This is a genomic window from Clostridium phoceensis, assembly GCF_001244495.1.
Classification (GTDB): Bacteria; Bacillota; Clostridia; order Oscillospirales; family Oscillospiraceae; genus Lawsonibacter; species Lawsonibacter asaccharolyticus.
On record NZ_LN866274.1, the window covers coordinates 1,933,656 to 1,950,322 of the forward strand.

General features: G+C 49.7%; 24 protein-coding genes. All 24 read right to left on the minus strand.

All coding sequences use genetic code 11. The annotated features are described in order from the left end of the window. Positions 1-44: 44 nt before the first annotated feature. A complete protein-coding gene (locus tag BN1969_RS17165) occupies positions 45-1,145 on the minus strand; it encodes a HAMP domain-containing sensor histidine kinase (RefSeq protein ID WP_242850323.1) in 1,101 nt (366 codons plus the stop codon). After that, positions 1,133-1,804: a response regulator transcription factor gene (locus BN1969_RS10030; protein ID WP_473206040.1), complete on the minus strand. Its 672-nt coding sequence runs from the start codon at positions 1,802-1,804 to the stop codon at positions 1,133-1,135. Before BN1969_RS10030 ends, BN1969_RS17165 begins: the two co-directional genes overlap by 13 nt. A 270-nt stretch (positions 1,805-2,074) precedes the next feature. Continuing rightward, complete coding sequence (locus BN1969_RS10035) at positions 2,075-2,731, minus strand: hypothetical protein (RefSeq protein WP_242850324.1); 657 nt, start codon at positions 2,729-2,731, stop codon at positions 2,075-2,077. A gap of 26 nt (positions 2,732-2,757) precedes the next feature. Further along, positions 2,758-3,465, minus strand: coding sequence for a DUF4313 domain-containing protein (locus BN1969_RS10040; protein ID WP_050624176.1), 708 nt, complete (start codon positions 3,463-3,465; stop codon positions 2,758-2,760). 128 nt (positions 3,466-3,593) lie between these two features. Continuing rightward, positions 3,594-3,917, minus strand: a complete 324-nt coding sequence (locus BN1969_RS10045) for a hypothetical protein (protein WP_050624177.1) — start codon at positions 3,915-3,917, stop codon at positions 3,594-3,596. Then, positions 3,914-5,008 carry a DUF4313 domain-containing protein gene (locus tag BN1969_RS10050; protein WP_050624178.1) on the minus strand — a complete coding sequence of 365 codons (1,095 nt, stop codon included), beginning with the start codon at positions 5,006-5,008 and terminating at the stop codon, positions 3,914-3,916. Before BN1969_RS10050 ends, BN1969_RS10045 begins: the two co-directional genes overlap by 4 nt. A 64-nt stretch (positions 5,009-5,072) precedes the next feature. After that, entirely contained in the window at positions 5,073-5,549 is a 477-nt protein-coding gene (locus BN1969_RS10055) for a hypothetical protein (RefSeq protein WP_050624179.1), read from the minus strand. Further along, on the minus strand, positions 5,546-6,085 hold the full coding sequence (locus BN1969_RS10060) for a hypothetical protein (protein WP_050624180.1): 540 nt from the start codon (positions 6,083-6,085) through the stop codon (positions 5,546-5,548). The genes BN1969_RS10055 and BN1969_RS10060 overlap by 4 nt, the downstream gene beginning before the upstream one ends. 174 nt (positions 6,086-6,259) lie before the next feature. Continuing rightward, positions 6,260-6,745, minus strand: coding sequence for a hypothetical protein (locus tag BN1969_RS10065; RefSeq protein WP_050624181.1), 486 nt, complete (start codon positions 6,743-6,745; stop codon positions 6,260-6,262). Continuing rightward, complete coding sequence (locus BN1969_RS10070; protein ID WP_050624182.1) at positions 6,738-7,166, minus strand: DUF6809 family protein; 429 nt, start codon at positions 7,164-7,166, stop codon at positions 6,738-6,740. The genes BN1969_RS10065 and BN1969_RS10070 overlap by 8 nt, the downstream gene beginning before the upstream one ends. Positions 7,167-7,203: 37 nt before the next feature. Continuing rightward, on the minus strand, positions 7,204-7,887 hold the full coding sequence (locus BN1969_RS10075) for a YkgJ family cysteine cluster protein (protein ID WP_242850325.1): 684 nt from the start codon (positions 7,885-7,887) through the stop codon (positions 7,204-7,206). A 104-nt stretch (positions 7,888-7,991) separates the two neighbouring features. Beyond that, on the minus strand, positions 7,992-8,237 hold the full coding sequence (locus tag BN1969_RS10080; protein WP_003502009.1) for a hypothetical protein: 246 nt from the start codon (positions 8,235-8,237) through the stop codon (positions 7,992-7,994). Positions 8,238-8,300: 63 nt separating this feature from the next. After that, entirely contained in the window at positions 8,301-8,840 is a 540-nt protein-coding gene (locus BN1969_RS10085; protein WP_003502011.1) for a hypothetical protein, read from the minus strand. A 103-nt stretch (positions 8,841-8,943) separates the two neighbouring features. Next, the gene (locus BN1969_RS10090; protein WP_050624184.1) at positions 8,944-9,777 is read right to left on the minus strand and encodes a hypothetical protein; all 834 of its coding nucleotides are present in this window, start codon (positions 9,775-9,777) and stop codon (positions 8,944-8,946) included. Positions 9,778-9,815: 38 nt separating this feature from the next. After that, positions 9,816-10,889 carry a DUF932 domain-containing protein gene (locus BN1969_RS10095; RefSeq protein WP_006874318.1) on the minus strand — a complete coding sequence of 358 codons (1,074 nt, stop codon included), beginning with the start codon at positions 10,887-10,889 and terminating at the stop codon, positions 9,816-9,818. 45 nt (positions 10,890-10,934) lie between these two features. Beyond that, positions 10,935-11,750, minus strand: coding sequence for a hypothetical protein (locus BN1969_RS10100; RefSeq protein ID WP_050624185.1), 816 nt, complete (start codon positions 11,748-11,750; stop codon positions 10,935-10,937). Positions 11,751-11,866: 116 nt separating this feature from the next. Next, entirely contained in the window at positions 11,867-12,268 is a 402-nt protein-coding gene (locus BN1969_RS10105; RefSeq protein ID WP_050624186.1) for a single-stranded DNA-binding protein, read from the minus strand. Between the two features lie 293 nt (positions 12,269-12,561). Continuing rightward, entirely contained in the window at positions 12,562-13,170 is a 609-nt protein-coding gene (locus tag BN1969_RS10110; RefSeq protein ID WP_050624187.1) for a hypothetical protein, read from the minus strand. A 145-nt stretch (positions 13,171-13,315) separates the two neighbouring features. Then, the gene (locus tag BN1969_RS10115) at positions 13,316-13,801 is read right to left on the minus strand and encodes a hypothetical protein (protein ID WP_336454706.1); all 486 of its coding nucleotides are present in this window, start codon (positions 13,799-13,801) and stop codon (positions 13,316-13,318) included. Between the two features lie 2 nt (positions 13,802-13,803). Then, the gene (locus tag BN1969_RS10120; protein WP_050624189.1) at positions 13,804-14,499 is read right to left on the minus strand and encodes a hypothetical protein; all 696 of its coding nucleotides are present in this window, start codon (positions 14,497-14,499) and stop codon (positions 13,804-13,806) included. Between the two features lie 60 nt (positions 14,500-14,559). Beyond that, positions 14,560-15,141 carry a sigma-70 family RNA polymerase sigma factor gene (locus BN1969_RS10125; RefSeq protein ID WP_050624190.1) on the minus strand — a complete coding sequence of 194 codons (582 nt, stop codon included), beginning with the start codon at positions 15,139-15,141 and terminating at the stop codon, positions 14,560-14,562. 16 nt (positions 15,142-15,157) lie between these two features. After that, positions 15,158-15,574, minus strand: a complete 417-nt coding sequence (locus BN1969_RS10130; RefSeq protein WP_242850398.1) for a zinc-finger-containing protein — start codon at positions 15,572-15,574, stop codon at positions 15,158-15,160. 479 nt (positions 15,575-16,053) lie between these two features. Further along, a complete protein-coding gene (locus BN1969_RS10135; protein ID WP_050624191.1) occupies positions 16,054-16,275 on the minus strand; it encodes a DUF6133 family protein in 222 nt (73 codons plus the stop codon). 61 nt (positions 16,276-16,336) lie between these two features. Then, positions 16,337-16,483: a hypothetical protein gene (locus tag BN1969_RS18260; RefSeq protein WP_187120343.1), complete on the minus strand. Its 147-nt coding sequence runs from the start codon at positions 16,481-16,483 to the stop codon at positions 16,337-16,339. Positions 16,484-16,667: the final 184 nt, after the last annotated feature.

Sequence of the window (16,667 nt, forward strand, 5' to 3'; positions counted from 1 at the left end):
TATAAGGAGAGTGTAAATGATAAATCTCAAAAATCGCTCAAGGATTACACAAAATGAAAAATAGCCATTGCGGATGCACCGCCCCCGGCTCGATTTTCCAAAATCAATCGGCCACCATGTTTTTCACATAAAATTCTGCTGCTGTAAAGCCCCATTCCAAAATGTGAGGAATTACTACTTGTCGTTTCAAAGGGGGTTGGCCCATTCTGTACGAGAGACAGCGGATAACCAGCACCATCATCTTCTACATTCAAGGTCATAGAATCATTTTGCAGCGTTATTTGAATAGAGATTGCTTTTTCTGCAAATCGCGCCGCATTTCCAATCAGATTTTCCGCTACGGTAAGAAATAGCCCGTGATCTATACAAACAGTTCCGCCTGATGGGACTAAAACAGAAACTTTTTTGGATAGCGCCAACAGTCGTGCTGTTTCCTGCAATTCACTCTGCAAAACGGATAGTCTGATTTCTTTTGGCTTAACAGAGAGTTGTTCCAACTTTTGAACACTGCTCATAGCTTCTACATACTGCTCAATCCGTAAAGTGTAACTTTCCAGCCGGTCTATGGTCTGTTCGTCCTGAATACCTTGCCGCAAAAGTTTTACACTTCCTTTTAATACCGTAATCGGGTTACGCAGATCATGGGAAAATGCGGCATTGAGCCGTTTGCGTTCCTCGGCCTGTTGCCACAATAGCCGATTCGATTTCAGAAGTTCACTCCGCATTTCTTCAAAGGCAGCACATAGTTGTCCCATTTCATCGTTAGACAAAATCGGCAGCGAAAAATCCAGATCATTATTCTGAATCCGCATAATGCCATTTTGCAGGCAGGAAATAGGCTGTTTCAATTTGAGATAATAAAAAAGAAAGACTGAAACAATCAATCCGCCTACTGGAAAAAGAATACAGGAAACCGTCTGCACAATGTTTAGGGTAGCCAAAATACGCTGTTGTGACACCGTAGGAGATGGCAAAGGTACAACAGAGCCATCCGACAAAATTTCTACACCGCCTAAAGGATAATGGTTTTCAATGCCTCGGCAAAGGAAGATAACTGTCCCAAGCAGGAGAAATGCCACTGCCAAACAGGAGAGGGATAATAGCAGGAAAGATTTCTTTAGTCCCATATTTTTTAGGCGTTCCACCGATAACCACACCCCCAAACCGTTTCAATGTAATTGTGCAATGTATGTGCTGCAAATTTAGCGCGTATTTTCCGAATATGCTCCATAATTGTATCGCTGTTTCCGTCCCCATCCAAGCCCCACACAAGCTCATAAATTCGCTCGCGGTCAAAAACCTGTCCTGCATTGAGGGATAAAAGTTCTACAATCTCAAACTCCCTCTTAGATAGCGGGATGTTCAGATTATTGATTGTAACTGTTCGGGCGGAATAATCCAGTATCAATTCACCAAAGAAGCGTACTGCCGAATTATTTTGGCGTCGCTGCTCCCGGCGCAGATGTGCGGCAATACGCGCCCCCAATTCATCCAAATCAAAGGGCTTGACGATATAATCATCCGCCCCGGCCTGAAATCCAATGATTTTATCGCTGGATTCAATACGAGCGGTTAAAAAAAGAATGGGACAGGCTATGTGTTCCCGTATCTGCTGGCATACAGTCAGACCATCCATTCCCGGCATATTGATGTCCAATAAAATTAAGTCTGGTTTGCAAGCTACTTTTTTGAGCGCTTCTTGTCCGCTATAAGCAGTCAGAATATCATATTGTGTTTGAAAATAACTCTGTATCATATCGACAATACCGCGTTCATCATCAACGACCAGTAATTTAGGATTCAAAATCATGCACCTCCATTCTTTATATGATATATGGTAAATCTCAAAAATCCCTCAACTTCCTTTGCTTTTGCGGATATTATAACAGGCAAATGTCTGCGAAATATTACAACGGACAGATTTTGAAAAATATATTTCTTCATAATTATATAGCGGGTTGACTTTTGCAACAAGCTTTTATAAGTACATAGCAAAATAAATAACTATTTCATAGAGAAAAACGCACTGGATACAGAGCTGATAGGCATACTGTATCCAGTGCGTTGCAAACTTTTAACCTTTCAGATAGTAATGCACATAGGCATTATAATCTCGATGCCGGGTGACTAGCCGCAGCCAGATATAAAAGTGGGCAGTTTCCGAATACAGATTGAATTCGGTGGGCTCGCTGGTGGGCTGGGCGTACCCTCGACAGAACCGTGTCAGCGTGTCCAAATTCCGAAACTCCGGCAGTTGGAACAGCGCATTCTGAAAAGCATCAATTTCACGGGCAACTTCCAGAACAGGCGTATCCTTTTGGCACTGATGCCAGGTGGTCCACCATTTCCATCCATCATAATCAGAACGGGAATAGGCTATCTCGCTGGCAGGACGGGAGCCTTGCTGAAACAGATATTCAAAGGTGCAGGAAGTAGTCAGCAGCGGATCTTCAAAATCGGTCCGCTGCTGGCTCAAACCGTTTTTGACAGCTGTCCATTCTGTTAGGGGGAGTGGGCAACGGTTGGCATCACGCAGGGCTTCATCCATACCGCACGCCTCGCAGATATGGACATCTGCATAGCGGCTCAGGGCGTTGATGACCAGCCTGCGGTCCAGCGGCTGACCACACCGAAGACACAAGGGTGGTTGCGCTGCCTCTGGGGTAAACAGCAGTTTGTCCTGCTGCCATACGGTTTCCAACAGGGATTGGGGATAGATACGGATCTTCATGATGATGTCCTCCTATTTTACTACCTTTAATATTCGTACCGATTCCTCCGGTCTTCAGACCAGGGAGGGTAGACACGCAATTCCTCCTGAAACATGGTCATCAGTTCGGCAGCCATGTCCTCTTTACGCCGGTAGATGCGCTGCTTTTTCGTACCATCGGCATAGCGGATGGTAGTCTGGAGTGCGGGTCCTTTCTGTGTGAAGATGAATTTGCGGCCATGAGAAGGGTCAGACGCCTCGATCCAGAGGGGCAGGGTGGTGGAAACCCCATCTGGACGCCGCCAGCCGCTGTAATCAGTGTAGCTGAACCCATTGATTTCTCGTGCCAGCCGGCGCAGGGCAAGATATAGCCGCTCAAAGCGGCGCCCCAGCTCGCCTTTCTGATGCCGGATGTAGAGGGTGTGCCCCTCATGGTCCAGGGCGTCCAGTTCTTTGCCATAAAACAGGTATTCAGGGTAAAGACAGCCATTCGATTCAAGAATTTGCCCGGTAGGTTCCGCAAGGTGATTGTCTGACAGCCAGACCGGAAAAAGTCCGTCTGCGGCTTTTATATTGATGAAAGCGCAGTGGTCGGGGCGGATTCCGGTTAAGTTGGTGGTAAGGGTTTCCCAAAAAATCAGGATGCTGTGATCCTTTTCATAAAGTTTGATGGCGAGATTGCCGTTGGGATATGTACTGATTTTCAAAGTCAGCTGGGCTCGGTGTTCGCCCAGCGTAAATGCGAGAGTATTCATAAGCGTTTTCCTCCAAAGAAGCACCGGACGCCTGCAAAAATACAGATTGCCGGTGCTTCTTAGTGTGTGTTCCGGACAAGGAAACCGGAGCAGGGAGAAGAATGCAGTTCCTCTCTGGTCATCGTCAGCTACACAGCCAAAGTCTTTGACTCGAACTGATAGCGCAGAACCTGAGCCAGCTTTGTCCTGTTTTCACAAGTAATGCGATAGGTAGGGCCATAGTTACGCCCCTGTTCATCCATCCTTCGAATGGAAATGCTAAATCGGGTGCCCTCCTGGGTAATCCACAGACGCCTGCCCGTGGCAGCATCTTCAGCAATAATCCATAAAGGGCACTGCATGGTCATGTAGGTTTGGGAGTAAGCACGCCAGCCGCTACGGTCATGGTAACAGAAACCGGGGGTAGTCTGCCGCCTTTCATTCAGTACATCATAAACTGCCTTATATTTCATGCGCTGCACCGCCTTTCAAAGTTTTTCAAGTAGCCTGCATACCCTTCCGGGTCCAGCTCCTGCAGCCGGTTGGCACGAAAACGATATTCAGGATAGGTGCAGAACCCACTCTGCATGGTGCGACCGGTTGGGATGGCCAGACCATGTCGTATGAGCCAGGTGGGAAATTCCGAATCGGCATTGGTGTCGATAAAGGCATGGTCTTTTTGCCGTTGGCCGGGCAGGTTGACGGTGAGAGTCGCCCAGGGTTCCGGGTCACCGCTTTCCCATGTCACCATTTGTATGGCAAGGTTTCCATTCAGGTAGGAAGTCACCTGCAGCTGGATGGGGTGCGTGGCACCAAATTTCTTGTAAGGCAAGGTAACAGGTGCAGCATCGGTATCAGGCTCTCCGTCCTCTACGCCCAGTTCCCAACTAAGGGACAAAATCTGGCTCTGGCTCAGCGTGCGGGTATATTTCTTTGCGTATTTTGGTTTGAAGAGCAGGGCACCGTCCTGCAGGAGCAGCTTTCCTTCTTTTTGGTCCTGAATACAGCGCAGGCCATGCAGACGGGGCTTTGCGCGCTCCACCGCATCGTGGATCTTTGGATGGTCAAACCATATGGAATACTGTACGGCTACATCGAGATTAGGATGCTCCTGAAAGCGTGAGCATAGGAGATCCAGCACCTGTTGACAGACTTTTCTTCGTTTCTCCAGCGTCTGACGTTCGTTAAAGGTCAGCGTGAAATATGAGAAATCCCGTTCGGATGCGTCTGCGGCGCCGTTAAAGGGATTACACCAGAAGTACAGATCCCATCGGTCGCTGCCATAGGACACAGGGATATTTTCGTCATACTGGTAGCAGACAAAGTCCTGTGCGATGGCTTCCATGACGGTTTTCATTGCTGCGCTGCTCTCCAAACTTGCCTGACGCATATACTGCTCCCATTCTTCGCGGGTGTGGCTGTCATAAAACTGTTTGTTTGCTGCTGCCTCTGCTTCGGTGCATAGAGACTGCAGGCGTAGGGAGTGGACGTCTTCTTTGGCATAGCCTTTTTCAAACCATCTGGTATCAATATTCATATGAGAACGATCTTCGTGAATTTTCATTTTGCATCCTCCTTGTGTATAGTTGCTGCATTTTTTGACGCAGTGTGGTCATTGGTCTTTCCAGTCATAGAGCCGACCATTCTTTCAGACTGGCGATATACTGCCTCCATGCCTGCTTGGATTCTTCAGCACGCTTCAACTCGGCAAGCTGTTCTTCCGGCGACAGGGCTTCAAACTCGCATTGGCGGCAGTCTCTATCAATATCCTGAAAGATGCGGTTCAGGATGGAGAGAGCCAGCTCTGTAACAGTGGGGCTGTGTTCATCAAGTGCCTTGCGGCCTTGACGGAACAATTCCAGATAGCGTTCATATTGCTGTTCGCTGATAAATTCCCAGCCGTAGGCTTCCTGGATGTCGCTTTCGCTATGGTATTGCATAGCTGCTTCAAATTCTGCCTCGCGGTCTGCGGCTTCCTTTTCGATGTGCCGCTTGAGCTTGGCGCGGATGCGCTCCAAGTCTTTGAGCAAAAGCTTGCAGGCTTTGGCCTCCATGAGATAACCGTGTGCTTCGCTGTTTAGATATTGCTGGGATGTATTTTTCATGCGGCAGCTTCCTCCTTGGATTTGGATTGAACAAAGAGCAGGAACCCTTTGCTGGTATCCTCCAGAAGCTGCCATGTACCATCCCGCCAGACGCAGGCGGTTGCATCGTTGTAGACTTCCGGCGTCTTGGGCGGGTCGTCAAAGCATTCCGGCGTCACATAAAGGCACATATGTCCCATATAGAAGGGCTGCAGAGCTGCTTCTATCTCTTTGCGCAAGGCAAGGGCGAGGGATTCGATCTCGTCAATATCCTGACGCTGAAAGGCAGCATCTGAAATCTGTTTGAGCCGCTTGGTTTGCTTCACAGCTGTATCGATATAGGGTACAGCCTCATCAAAGTATTTGTGTTTGATCCGCATACCGTCAAATACCAGAAAGCGGGTATAGGCGGTAGCGGCTTTACAGATGTCTTGCCGCAGGGCATCAAATGGTTTTTTGTACTTGGTTTTCAGCACCTCCATGGATACGACCTGCAGATTGCGCCGCAGGGTTTCCAGATGGTTCACTAAAGTGGTGCGTAGTTCATCTCGTTCCATAGGCATCCTCCGTGGGTAGCTTCCGGGCGGCTTCCGCGCCGGAAGTGGCGGCAGTGCTTATGCACATTGGCGTGGATAAACGCAAAGCTCTTGCAGGCCAGCAATCGGTTCCGTTCTCTGGAAGATTGCCGGGCAACGCTTGCATGATACTTTTTAACAGATGTTTTTATAGGGTTATTCGAGTTCAGGTTCCCAAGGGGTATCTTCCTCATAAGGCGCAGCCTCCTTTTTATTGTCAGCGGACTTGTTGGCAGCCTGTACTGTCAGCAGAAGGGCATCTTCCCCGACATCGCTGCTGTGGGACTTTTTGGCTCGTTTCTTTTTGCATCTTTCCACGGCTTTGTCATAGTCGTAGCCGATACCAGCTTGCAGCTTATCCGCAATTTTACGTAGCTTTTCTGCATGGTACTCATAGGTAGCACGATGGAATCCAGTCAGCTCCCACTGATCGCACGCCGATTCCAGAAGCCGGACATAATCCCGCAGTGCGTTGACTGTTTTGTAGATATCGCCATAGCAGGTAGTAAAGGTATGGACGCCATCAAGATCCCGAAAGCAAAAAATCAGTTCTTCCCCCAAAAACTGTTCCAGTTGGACTGATTGTGCGATCATTGGCCGAAAAGATTCCTGGGGCAGTTCGGGCAGTCTGTTCTCATCCATTGCTATCCTCCTCATGTTCCGGTACTGGCGGCTGTGGGCCTAAGCCTGCCGCAAACATCTGCACAGCGGTACGGTAACCAGAGGTGTATGCCTGCTCCAATACAGCAGAATTGCGGCATTGTATCGCAGTCTGATACTGTTCAAAAGCGATGGACGCCTCGCTGGAGAGCAGCGGAAGCAGAGCTTTTTCTTTCTGATGTACTGCCTGGTTAAAAGGCGCGAGGCGTTTATCGGGCTTGAACACATCTGCTTCATATTCGCCATAATAGAGCGAAGTGAGAAAGCGTGGGTCTGCCGGAAAGGATATAGTAGATGGTGCAGGACGGGAAAGCGCCGCCGCAATATCTTTGAGTGTGTTGATCAGTGCAGGGAGCTGAACATTAAAAAATCTTTGCCCCATTGCTGTTTCGTGTAAATTCATAGAATAAGGCCCCCTTTCTAAAAAAGCCATTTGCCTTTTACTGTTCCCTGGCAATCCGGTGCAGGTCTGCTAACAGGTGTCGGTTATTCTGCTCATACTGAGGCTGAAAAGGCTGGTTTAAATCAAAATTGTAATAGCGGTAGTAGAGCACCTTGAATACAATGCCCTGCCGCATGGTAGGGTCAATGGCGCGCATCAGTTTGTCCAGTTCGGTAGCAATCTCATATTCCCGCTTCACATAGTCTTTGTCTTCCCGCTTAAAATTCTGATACAGCCAGTTTTTGACGGATACCCGGCTGCCAGTAAAGTGGCCCCGGTGCCGGTCCAGACATAGGCAGTATTCAAAATCACGGCCACGCCCCCCTGGACCTACGGTAAGAGGATAGATACGGCAGGTACGGGTACGGGCAGGGTAGACGGAACAGCGCCCATCCGTAAGGAAAATGCAGGAGTCGTTGGGGGCTTTTGTTTTGAGCATATAGATGGGGAAGCCTTCCTCAGTCAGTGGTTCCGGTTCGCAGTAGCGGAACAGGAAATCCTCTATTCCTTCGATGGGCGCACCTTTTGTCCGGAGGTAGCGAGCCAGACGGTAGGCATCCAGACTTTCCACCATTACACAGCCTTCGATATTGCGGCAGCACGCCCCGCATTGACGGCAGGAAAAGGTAAACTGGTCTTTGGAGCGGACTGGTTGGATCTCATTCATGATTTCTTCATTCATTTTGTTCCTCCATAAAAAGAGCCGTGACGGAATGGTATCCGCCACGGCCAAAACTTGTGGAATAGTCAGCGGGAGCCGGCTGTTCCAATCCATTTACAGCCCCTTCACGCACATGCGGCCAATCTCACAGGGAGCGGACTGACAGCCGCCAGCGGAAAAGGGGACATGGAGAGATGGTAGTGGGAGTTCTGCGTTTCAAAACGGACGCAATCCTCCGACTCCTCCAGAATTGCTACCACACGCGAAGTGTGGTAGATGTTTCCTCCGGCGTGCAGAAGCGCACCCCGCCCAACAGACAGTGGACGCAGCAGAGAACCATTCAAAACGATCTGTTTCTTTTCTTTCTTCATTCGGTTTGACCTCCAATCTTTTTGAAAATGTGGATGTAAGGGTATTTCGTATCTGTAATGGGTTTACCCATAGCAAATGTCCAGAAGCACATCATGGACTTCGGCCAGAAGCTCTTTAATGCGCCGCATAGGAACCTTCTGGGTGCGGGCAATCTCACGGATACCATAGCCGCCCTGTTTCAGATGCACAATATCCATTTGCTGCTTGGATACTCTGCCGGCCAGTTCGTGGAGCAGAAGATCCATTTCCAACTGCTGCATGATTGGGTCATGGGCAGGAATGGTATCTTCTAAAGGTGCACCATCAGGATATAATCCGACATGAATACTGAGAACCTCCATATTGCGCTTGCGGCGCTCCTGGGTGCGGAAGTAATCGAATAAGCAGAATTTCATTCTCCGATTAGCGATGGTGGAAAAAGTGAACTGTTGTGCGGTGAGATCAGAAAAGTAATCCCGAACGGCTTTCAGATAGCCGAAAATGACTACATCGTAAAATTCATCTTCTGGCAACCGGTTTTCGTTCAGAAACTTATAGACCAAGCTATGATGGGCGGTGGCAAATGCCTGTTGTTCTTTGGTTAATGGTACTTCACATAACATTGTATTTTCCTCCTTAAATAAAAAAATAGGGATACCTCCGGTGTGTTAAACCGAAGGCATCCCTTTGTTCATGTGTCATGTGGCGCAGGCCACATCAAGATACTTATGCGGGCAGCTGCTCGCAGTCACCATTGATCTGGCTGACAGTATAGTGACCGTCTGCCGGCTCGTTGGTCATGGCGCCAGGCTCGATTACATAATCGCAGCCGGTGTCGCGCTGCTCCTCAGTGATTTCGGCACGCTGCTGGAGCAGGAGTTTGATTTGCTCCTTAAAGCTATTGGCGTAAGCCCGGATCTGAGCCAACTCCTCGCCCTGGAAATCCTGCAGCAGTTTGAAGGTAGCAACACTGTAGTCATTGGTGCCGTTGTTCTCACGCTTGAGACCAATCTGCACGATACTGCCGTAAGTGGCGCGGCGGCGGAGCATGAAGGCCCGGTTCAGAAATTCCTTGAAGGGCTTGATGCTGGTAGGAGGCAGATTTACCTGCAGAGGCATGTACTCACCACTGCGAAGCAGGTAGAGCACACGCATATTTTTACAGGCTTTTCCTTTGCTGCCATCAGGTGCAGAACCAAAGCGGTTCATCACGCAGGCAGCACAGGCGCCTCCGGGAGTGCCGATGCCAACCTTGCCATCCACAGAAGAACAAAGCGGCGTGGTATCGTCGTCATATTCGCTGCCAGCCGGCCAGTAGGCGCAGGTGGCGTGGTTATGCAGAATGACGCCTACCAGAGTCTTTTCATAGTCGGGATTGTCCGGATCATCGGACGGCATCTCAAACTGGAGTGTGCCGCCGGCGGGAATCTTGACACGCTGAAAGCTCATCTGCAGACCATCGGCGTCCTCAGCCAGTTCCTCGGCGCTGAAATCGCCTTCGATCATAGTGGGGAGCATGAATTTTTCCTGTTTCATCAAATCGCTGTTCTGATTATACATAGTGGTTCCTCCTTAAAAATTGTGATGGTTGCAGATGGTCAGGCGGCCATCTGATTGATACGGTTCCACTGCTGCCGGGGCATGGACAGGATATTGTATCCGATCCCCTCCAGGGCAGTGGCGCGGTCATAGCTGTCCACATCCTGACTAAAGCGTGTTACGGCATTGGATAGCCCATAGAGGGTCAGATCCTTGCCTTCGATCAGACGCTGCAGAACGCCGGTGCTTTCTTCCTCGGTGATATTGAAATCCTTGCTTGCCAGACGGACAACGCCGGGAATATCAGTGGTATTCATCTGGACGGTTGTGGCTTCACGCATCATGCCAACTACCCGTGTAAACCGCGTTTCATCCACGGCGGCCATCACGGTATCCTTGATCTTCATGGCAAATGCGTGGTCATCAGCGGCCAATGTCTCCTGTGAGAACAGTTGGAAGTTTTCATCTGCCTCATTGACCCGGCCGATGTGAGTGCGGCGAGTCTGGGCATCGTTGACAACCATGCCGTTACTGCATACCAGCCGATAGACCAAAGGCTGGATGTTGACGGAACCCAGTCCAACTTCACTATTGCTGATGATAACGCCGGACTGTACGATGTCACCGGGTACAACTTCGGCTTCAAGCCGCTTGTTGACTACCTTGATGTACATACGGCTGTCCGTGATCTGGCAGCTTTCAAAATAGGCGTCCTCCATTTGCTGAATGACAGGAAGGACGATTTCTGCAATGTCCAGATTGTCAATGCGGCGATAGCGGTTGCTCAAAAACGCCCGTACAGTGCCATCCAGGGTGCGGACCATACGCTGGGTCGGTTCCCGCTGGAACCAGGAATTCACATTCTCTGCCAGCAGTTCCGGATAATCGGAAAGCATACGGTCATAGTAAGCAGCCGGAATCTTCAGATGTGTGCCGATCTGCCGATGGGCAATCTGGTTGATCTCCAATGGCTCCACCAGTGGGTCATCGTGGTCATCAAAGGTGTGGAGATAAAGTTGAGAACCAAAAGGTTCTACTTGAAGTCGCCTGGTATCAAGCAAATAGTCTTGCTTGAGTTTGGATTGGCGTTCAATCTGCTGTGCCATTTCCACGATGGTAAGTCCTGATTTCATTCGTCAAGTTCACTCCTTTCTCTGTGTTCCTTGGCATCAGAAGCATTACCAGGATACCTGAATACCCTGGGCAGTGACTTCAGCCGCCAGACCATTGCTTTCCAGTACCTCTGCCAGACGGGGCCAGTAGACCTTCTGGGGAAAGTTGTTCAGATGCTCCTGAGAAACAGCATCTTCGCCCTGCTCAATGCAGATATCACCGTCTTCCCGAAGCGTCAGTTTGCTGTGTCCACGGGAATTAAGGTCGGAGATCAGTGCTTCCAGTACAGAGCGTCCCTGCGTTTCATACCAGATACGGGGATCAACAGGCTGCCTGTTCGGAGGTGTTGCATCATCCTCGTTTGTTTCTCCGCCGACCTTGGATAGCGGAACGATCTTGACCATATCGCATTTGATATTGGCGTTCTGATCCAGTGTCACATCAGCGTGATCAAACTCGTCAATGCCAAACACACGGATGCGGCCGGTACCGCCATTGCGGATCAGCTGCTCCGGCTGCTTTTCACACCACTCGAAGGTGGCTTGCGGATAAGCGGAGCGCAGATATGCCAGAATACGATGGTTGGTGTGGCGAACCAGCAGTTCATCGGAGCTGGTGCTGCCCAGGTCAGGGATCTCAAAACTTCTTGTTTGGATGCCTTCTGCATGGAGCCGTCTGGTGCGCTGCTGACGCTGGCGATGCCGTTTAGCCTGCTGCATATAGGGGAGAAGCAAGATCAAAACTACCCACAGTCCCCAGAGAGTGAAAACGCCCAGAAGTAGCCAAACCTGCCAGGGCCCACGTACCAGAGCCATAATTGCGATGACCGCACCAATCAGGATCGTGATGCTGCCGCTCAAAAATCCTTTGTCATTATTCATGTTTGATACCATCCTTTTTTCTGAATTTGTTGGAAAACAAAAAAAGAGGGACCGCACCAAGCTTTCAGTTTCATTCTGAAAAACTTGATACGGTCCCTCTTGGGCGCCGAAGTAAACTACTCCGGCAGGGATTCACGGTCGCCGTCCAATACCTCTGTGAGAGGTGGTGCGGGTTCCGCAGTAATGTCCGGGTCATTCTCCTGTCTGTTCGCTGCGGCGGGCTGTTTGGGGAGGAAACCAAAGTCATTTAGACTGACCTTCAGCTTCTTTTCCAATTTACCGTCCTTCATACGAACATCTACCAGCCGCTGTGAGCCGGCAAGCCAGATCATACTGCCTTTTTTGACCTTGAATTGCATGAGCCGGGTGACATCTGCATCCCAGGCCCACACCTGATAGAACTGCGTCCAGTTTTTGGTGCGTTCCATCAGATCAAAGCATACATAGCTTTGTTTAGACTGGCTTTCTTTGGGTACGAGGTCGTTCATGACGCGCCCGAACACAAAAATCTGTGCCATAACACTCCTTTCTGCCATTGGCATTATTATCTATATAAAAAAGTGCCAGCAGTTTTTCGACCCTAAAAGGGCGCAAAAAATCACTGACACTTGCATACAAACTTAACAGCGTGTGCAATGCAGGCTTTTGGCCTACGGTACAGATCAAAAAGACCTGTATTCCCAAATGGGATACGCACAAAAATCAATTACAGATACAGTATAGCACTGCATCTTGTGCCTGTCAAGATGTAAAACACTATATATAGATTTATAGCCAGCGACAAGTACGATATGTAGTAGTTGAAAAGGTTTTACTCTGTAAGATGGTTCATAACGCGGTAGTAGTCATCCAATAGGTAGAACTGAGTCTTTGTTGGGGATGCCGTTTGATAGTCAAAGGTCAGGCCGTATAGGCTTCCGGTGCCATCTACTCCCAGAGGACCAAACCAGCAGGACATTGTATGGCCGTTGAAATACCATAGCTGCAGGTCATTATATTCCGATTCGGTAACGAGTCCTTTGCGTGCCAGCCGAAGGGCGTCATCTTCACTGATCAAAGGATGGGACAGAAAATGGTGGTAGAGATCATCGGACATACCAAGTGCCTGCTGGTAGGTAAGTGGGTTGGGATTGTCCAGCCACCAGCGGGTCAGCGCTTCAAAGTCATGGACGACTGGGCGGGGCGTAAGGCTGCGGAATTGCTTTAGAAAAGCGATTACTGTTTCTGGAGCAGCTGGAGCTGGTACAGGTATTTCCTGTACACAGTCATTGAGAAAGGCAAACGCGATTTTTTCACCGGTTTTGTCCTCCAGCATCAGTCCGAAGCGCGACAAAGGAGCGAGCAGGAAATGCTCCAGCGCAAAGTTTTCTTCCAGAAAGCGATAGACTTTATATTGTTCGATGGTATGGGGCTTATACATAGGAAACCCTCCTTTCCTTGATCTACCCAATAAATAGGGACAGAAGGAATGTATTCTGCAAAATATAAGGAAATCAGGCGTTGGTCATTGTGATTTGCAAAATGCCCTTTAAGAAAGCGAGGTGGCTCAAGACCACCTCGCATTTTTAGGATTCAGAGGACAAATCGGGATGCTCCTCCGGCTCGCTGATTGCTTCATAGCCCAAAAAGCTGTTCGTTGAAAGGGCTGCGTCCAGATAGTCATTTCCCACGGCAGGCCGTGCTCCTTTCTGAAAGTAAAATCGGTAGGGCTCGCCTATTTTAAGCAGGGCCGATTTACTGAGAAGCAGTGTGACCTCTATGCCATGGCTGTCTATCAGATGTACTTTGCGGTAGCGGCGGAGCATAGGTGTACTGATACCGGCGCAGATGCCTTCCACTACTTCGTAGTTCTTATGTGCTGCAGTCGTCCAGATCCCTCGACAGGAGATAAGACAGGCGCAGAGTATGACAATCCCCAATGCCAGCAGGATATGATCTTTTGTTGCCACGCAGATGATGACGCTGATTCCCGCACTGGCGATTCCGGCCAGCAGAGTGAGCAGAAACTTTCGCTGCAATACGGTGGGAAAAAGAGTCCATTGTTTCATCATGCTCATACCCTCTCAAAGATAATCTGCTGCCGCAGATAAAGATTGGTAACGGCTAATGTCACTGGCTTGCTGCTCTGGCTGATTTTGACCATGCTGGCAATGTTGTCACTGGTGGTCGTTTCATCTCCGTAGAGGGAATCCAAAAGCGCACATTCATTGGGGAGGCGGGAAATATTTTTATCTATGCACTTGATGATCTCTGCAGTGGAGAGCAGGGCTTGTCCGGCAAGGCGCATGACCAGAACTTCGTATTTGGTGCGTTTATCTTTCTGGAACAGTTTCCGCGCAGCGGATACCGGAACATGTGCCAGCAGCGTCAGCTTGACAAAAGAGGCGAGCCGGAGGAAGAACGGTCCGCTGGTTGGGATAATGCTGAGCGAACCAAGCAGGTCATACAGAGCATCGTATTCTGTTTCACCGCTGCCGGATACCAGAAGACCGCGGGTAAGCAGTCGGTTTGTACAGTCTTCCCAAGAACGCTCGGTACAGTAACCGGATGCGGTGGCTAGCTTTTCGTATTCTTGTGCGATGTCATCCCAGCGCAGGATTCTCCAGTTGAGCATGCTCCAAATCACCATTTCCTGCATATCGGCCATGTACTCCTGACCGCCTAACAGGATGATTGGACAACTGCGGTTGCAGCCGTTTGTCCTTCGTTCAAACCGGCCGACCGCAGTGTATAGGGTTTTGATTGCCATATTTCGATACCTCCTTTTTATACATATCCCTTACTGTTATTGATGCTGATTTTCAACAGATCAAAGCAGGCAGGTTAAAAAGTCAGGGTCATTGCGAAGTTTTTCCAGGGAGCGGGAGATCCAGGCGCCCACATGGGAAGGAGGGACTTGATAGAGGGCGGCGATGTCTGTAATGCGCATTCCCTGAACCTTCAGCGCCAGTGCTTCGATGCCAAGTCTGGCAACGCCCTGATAGTTCTGTTTGCTGGCTTCCAGCAGATCAAGGGTCTCCAGACGAGAAAGGTGGGAGTCAAAATGGTCATCCGGCTGGTCTACCTGCTCTCCATCTGCGGCCAGCTCGCCCTGTTCTCCGATGATCAGCCGACTGATGTGCCGCCCCTGACTACAGATTTTTCGGCAGTAGGAGAGGAGTCCATTTTTCACAACCTTTTTGGCGTAGGTTGAAAACTGCGCCTGTCCGGCATTGTAGGTAAAAGCGGCCTTGCAGAGCCACAGGCATCCTTCCTGAAACAGATCTCCGTACTCCAGACCACAGATGCCGGGATTTACATGGATGTTGTTGACAATGACCCAGTGAACGATGGATAGGTTTTTTTCTACCAGTGTCTGCTGGTCTTTGGTAAGCTTAAAGTTTTGCTTCATCAGGCTTCACCTCCGTTCAGGCAGCACGCCCGGATGTGTACGCTGGAGCCTGCTGACAGAGGGAAATGACTTGCTCACACATATATTCGGAAAACTGGCCGATGTGGGTCTGGTGTGCATCCAGCCCCAGTTTGGCTTGCAGCCAGATATAGACCTCCCATTTTTCCATATGGCAGTCCTGCTGCAGTTTTTTTAGGGCACGATGGGCCAGAATGCGTTTGTGGCGCAGATCGCCATTCGCCAGTGTCCCCATGGGGAGCAATGTGTGCTCATGAGCACTGACATAGGCATTGCAGGCCGGCCACCTGTCGCAGACATACAGGAATTTTCCTCTGGTCTGTGGAGTAGATCCATACACAAGACTTGCAGGCCGAAGAGAAGCGTGAGCATGACAATAAGGACATTTGATTTGTTTTTGTTTCAATAAAATCACCTCCATTACGCGCCGATGACGGCGGCATTGCGTCTTAACAGGCAGAATCATCCGAAATAGGTATTCCGGTCTGGGCATAGCTGTAAAAACGGACATACATGGTCCGAAGAGGTATGCCATTCCAGAAACCTGGTATAAGCAGTCCGGAACGAACGGCACTCCAGAATTGCAGAGCATTCTTCGGGGTCCACTGCTTCTCCACTCAGCTTCCGCACTGTCTGGACGGACAGAAAGATTGGCTGACAGCCTGCGTCTGCTGCCATCAGGAACCCCTCACAGGATGCCTGCCGGATCATTGGACAAAGTGAACCGCTGCAGCGGATGAACAGGGCGTTACGCCAGTTACCCCGGACTGCCTGCAGAAAGGAATAGAACTGACACGGTTTTTGATTCATGCTTTCACCTCCATTAGTCGTTATCTGCAAATAAAAAAGGGGGCCAGCTGCAGAAGTTCTGCAAACTGGCCCCTGATTTGGTGCTTAGGAGAACAGACTTTCAATCTCCTCAGTGATGCGGGGGATGACCGTATCGTTGAAGATGAGGGTCAGAGCCGCCAGGAGCAGCGCACCCAAAACTACGGCGATAATGATCTTGACGGCGTCCGAAATGTAAAAATCGCCGCGCTGATTGGACAATGCCATGCGGCCGCGGTTGAGCAGATAGTTGGCTTTGGTATAGATATGGGTCGTGAATTTTCTCATGGTTAACCTCCTGTTATGTGTTTGATTTGTGGTTGGGTAGGTATATCAAGTCCGACGACTGTTAAGCGCGGCGGATAGGCTTGATCAGATTGTTTTTGTTGGAACGGGGCCGGTTCGGATATGCTTTAGGCCGCTGGAACAGCAAGCAACGAAAGCGGCGTTTTTGGGTGCCGGTATCATTCGGCGGATAAAATTTCTTTTTGGGCATAGGCATTCTCCTGTAAAAAATGGAGCCGGCTGATGAAACAGACCGGCTCAGTTCGGACCAATGGAAATAATGTGCCTGCCGCTATGGAAAATCGCTTGGGTACAAACGCTCACCTCCCTGTGTATCTGTCTTCCATATGAGGAGCAGGTATGAAAACGCCCGGAAGTACCGGGTCGGATACCAA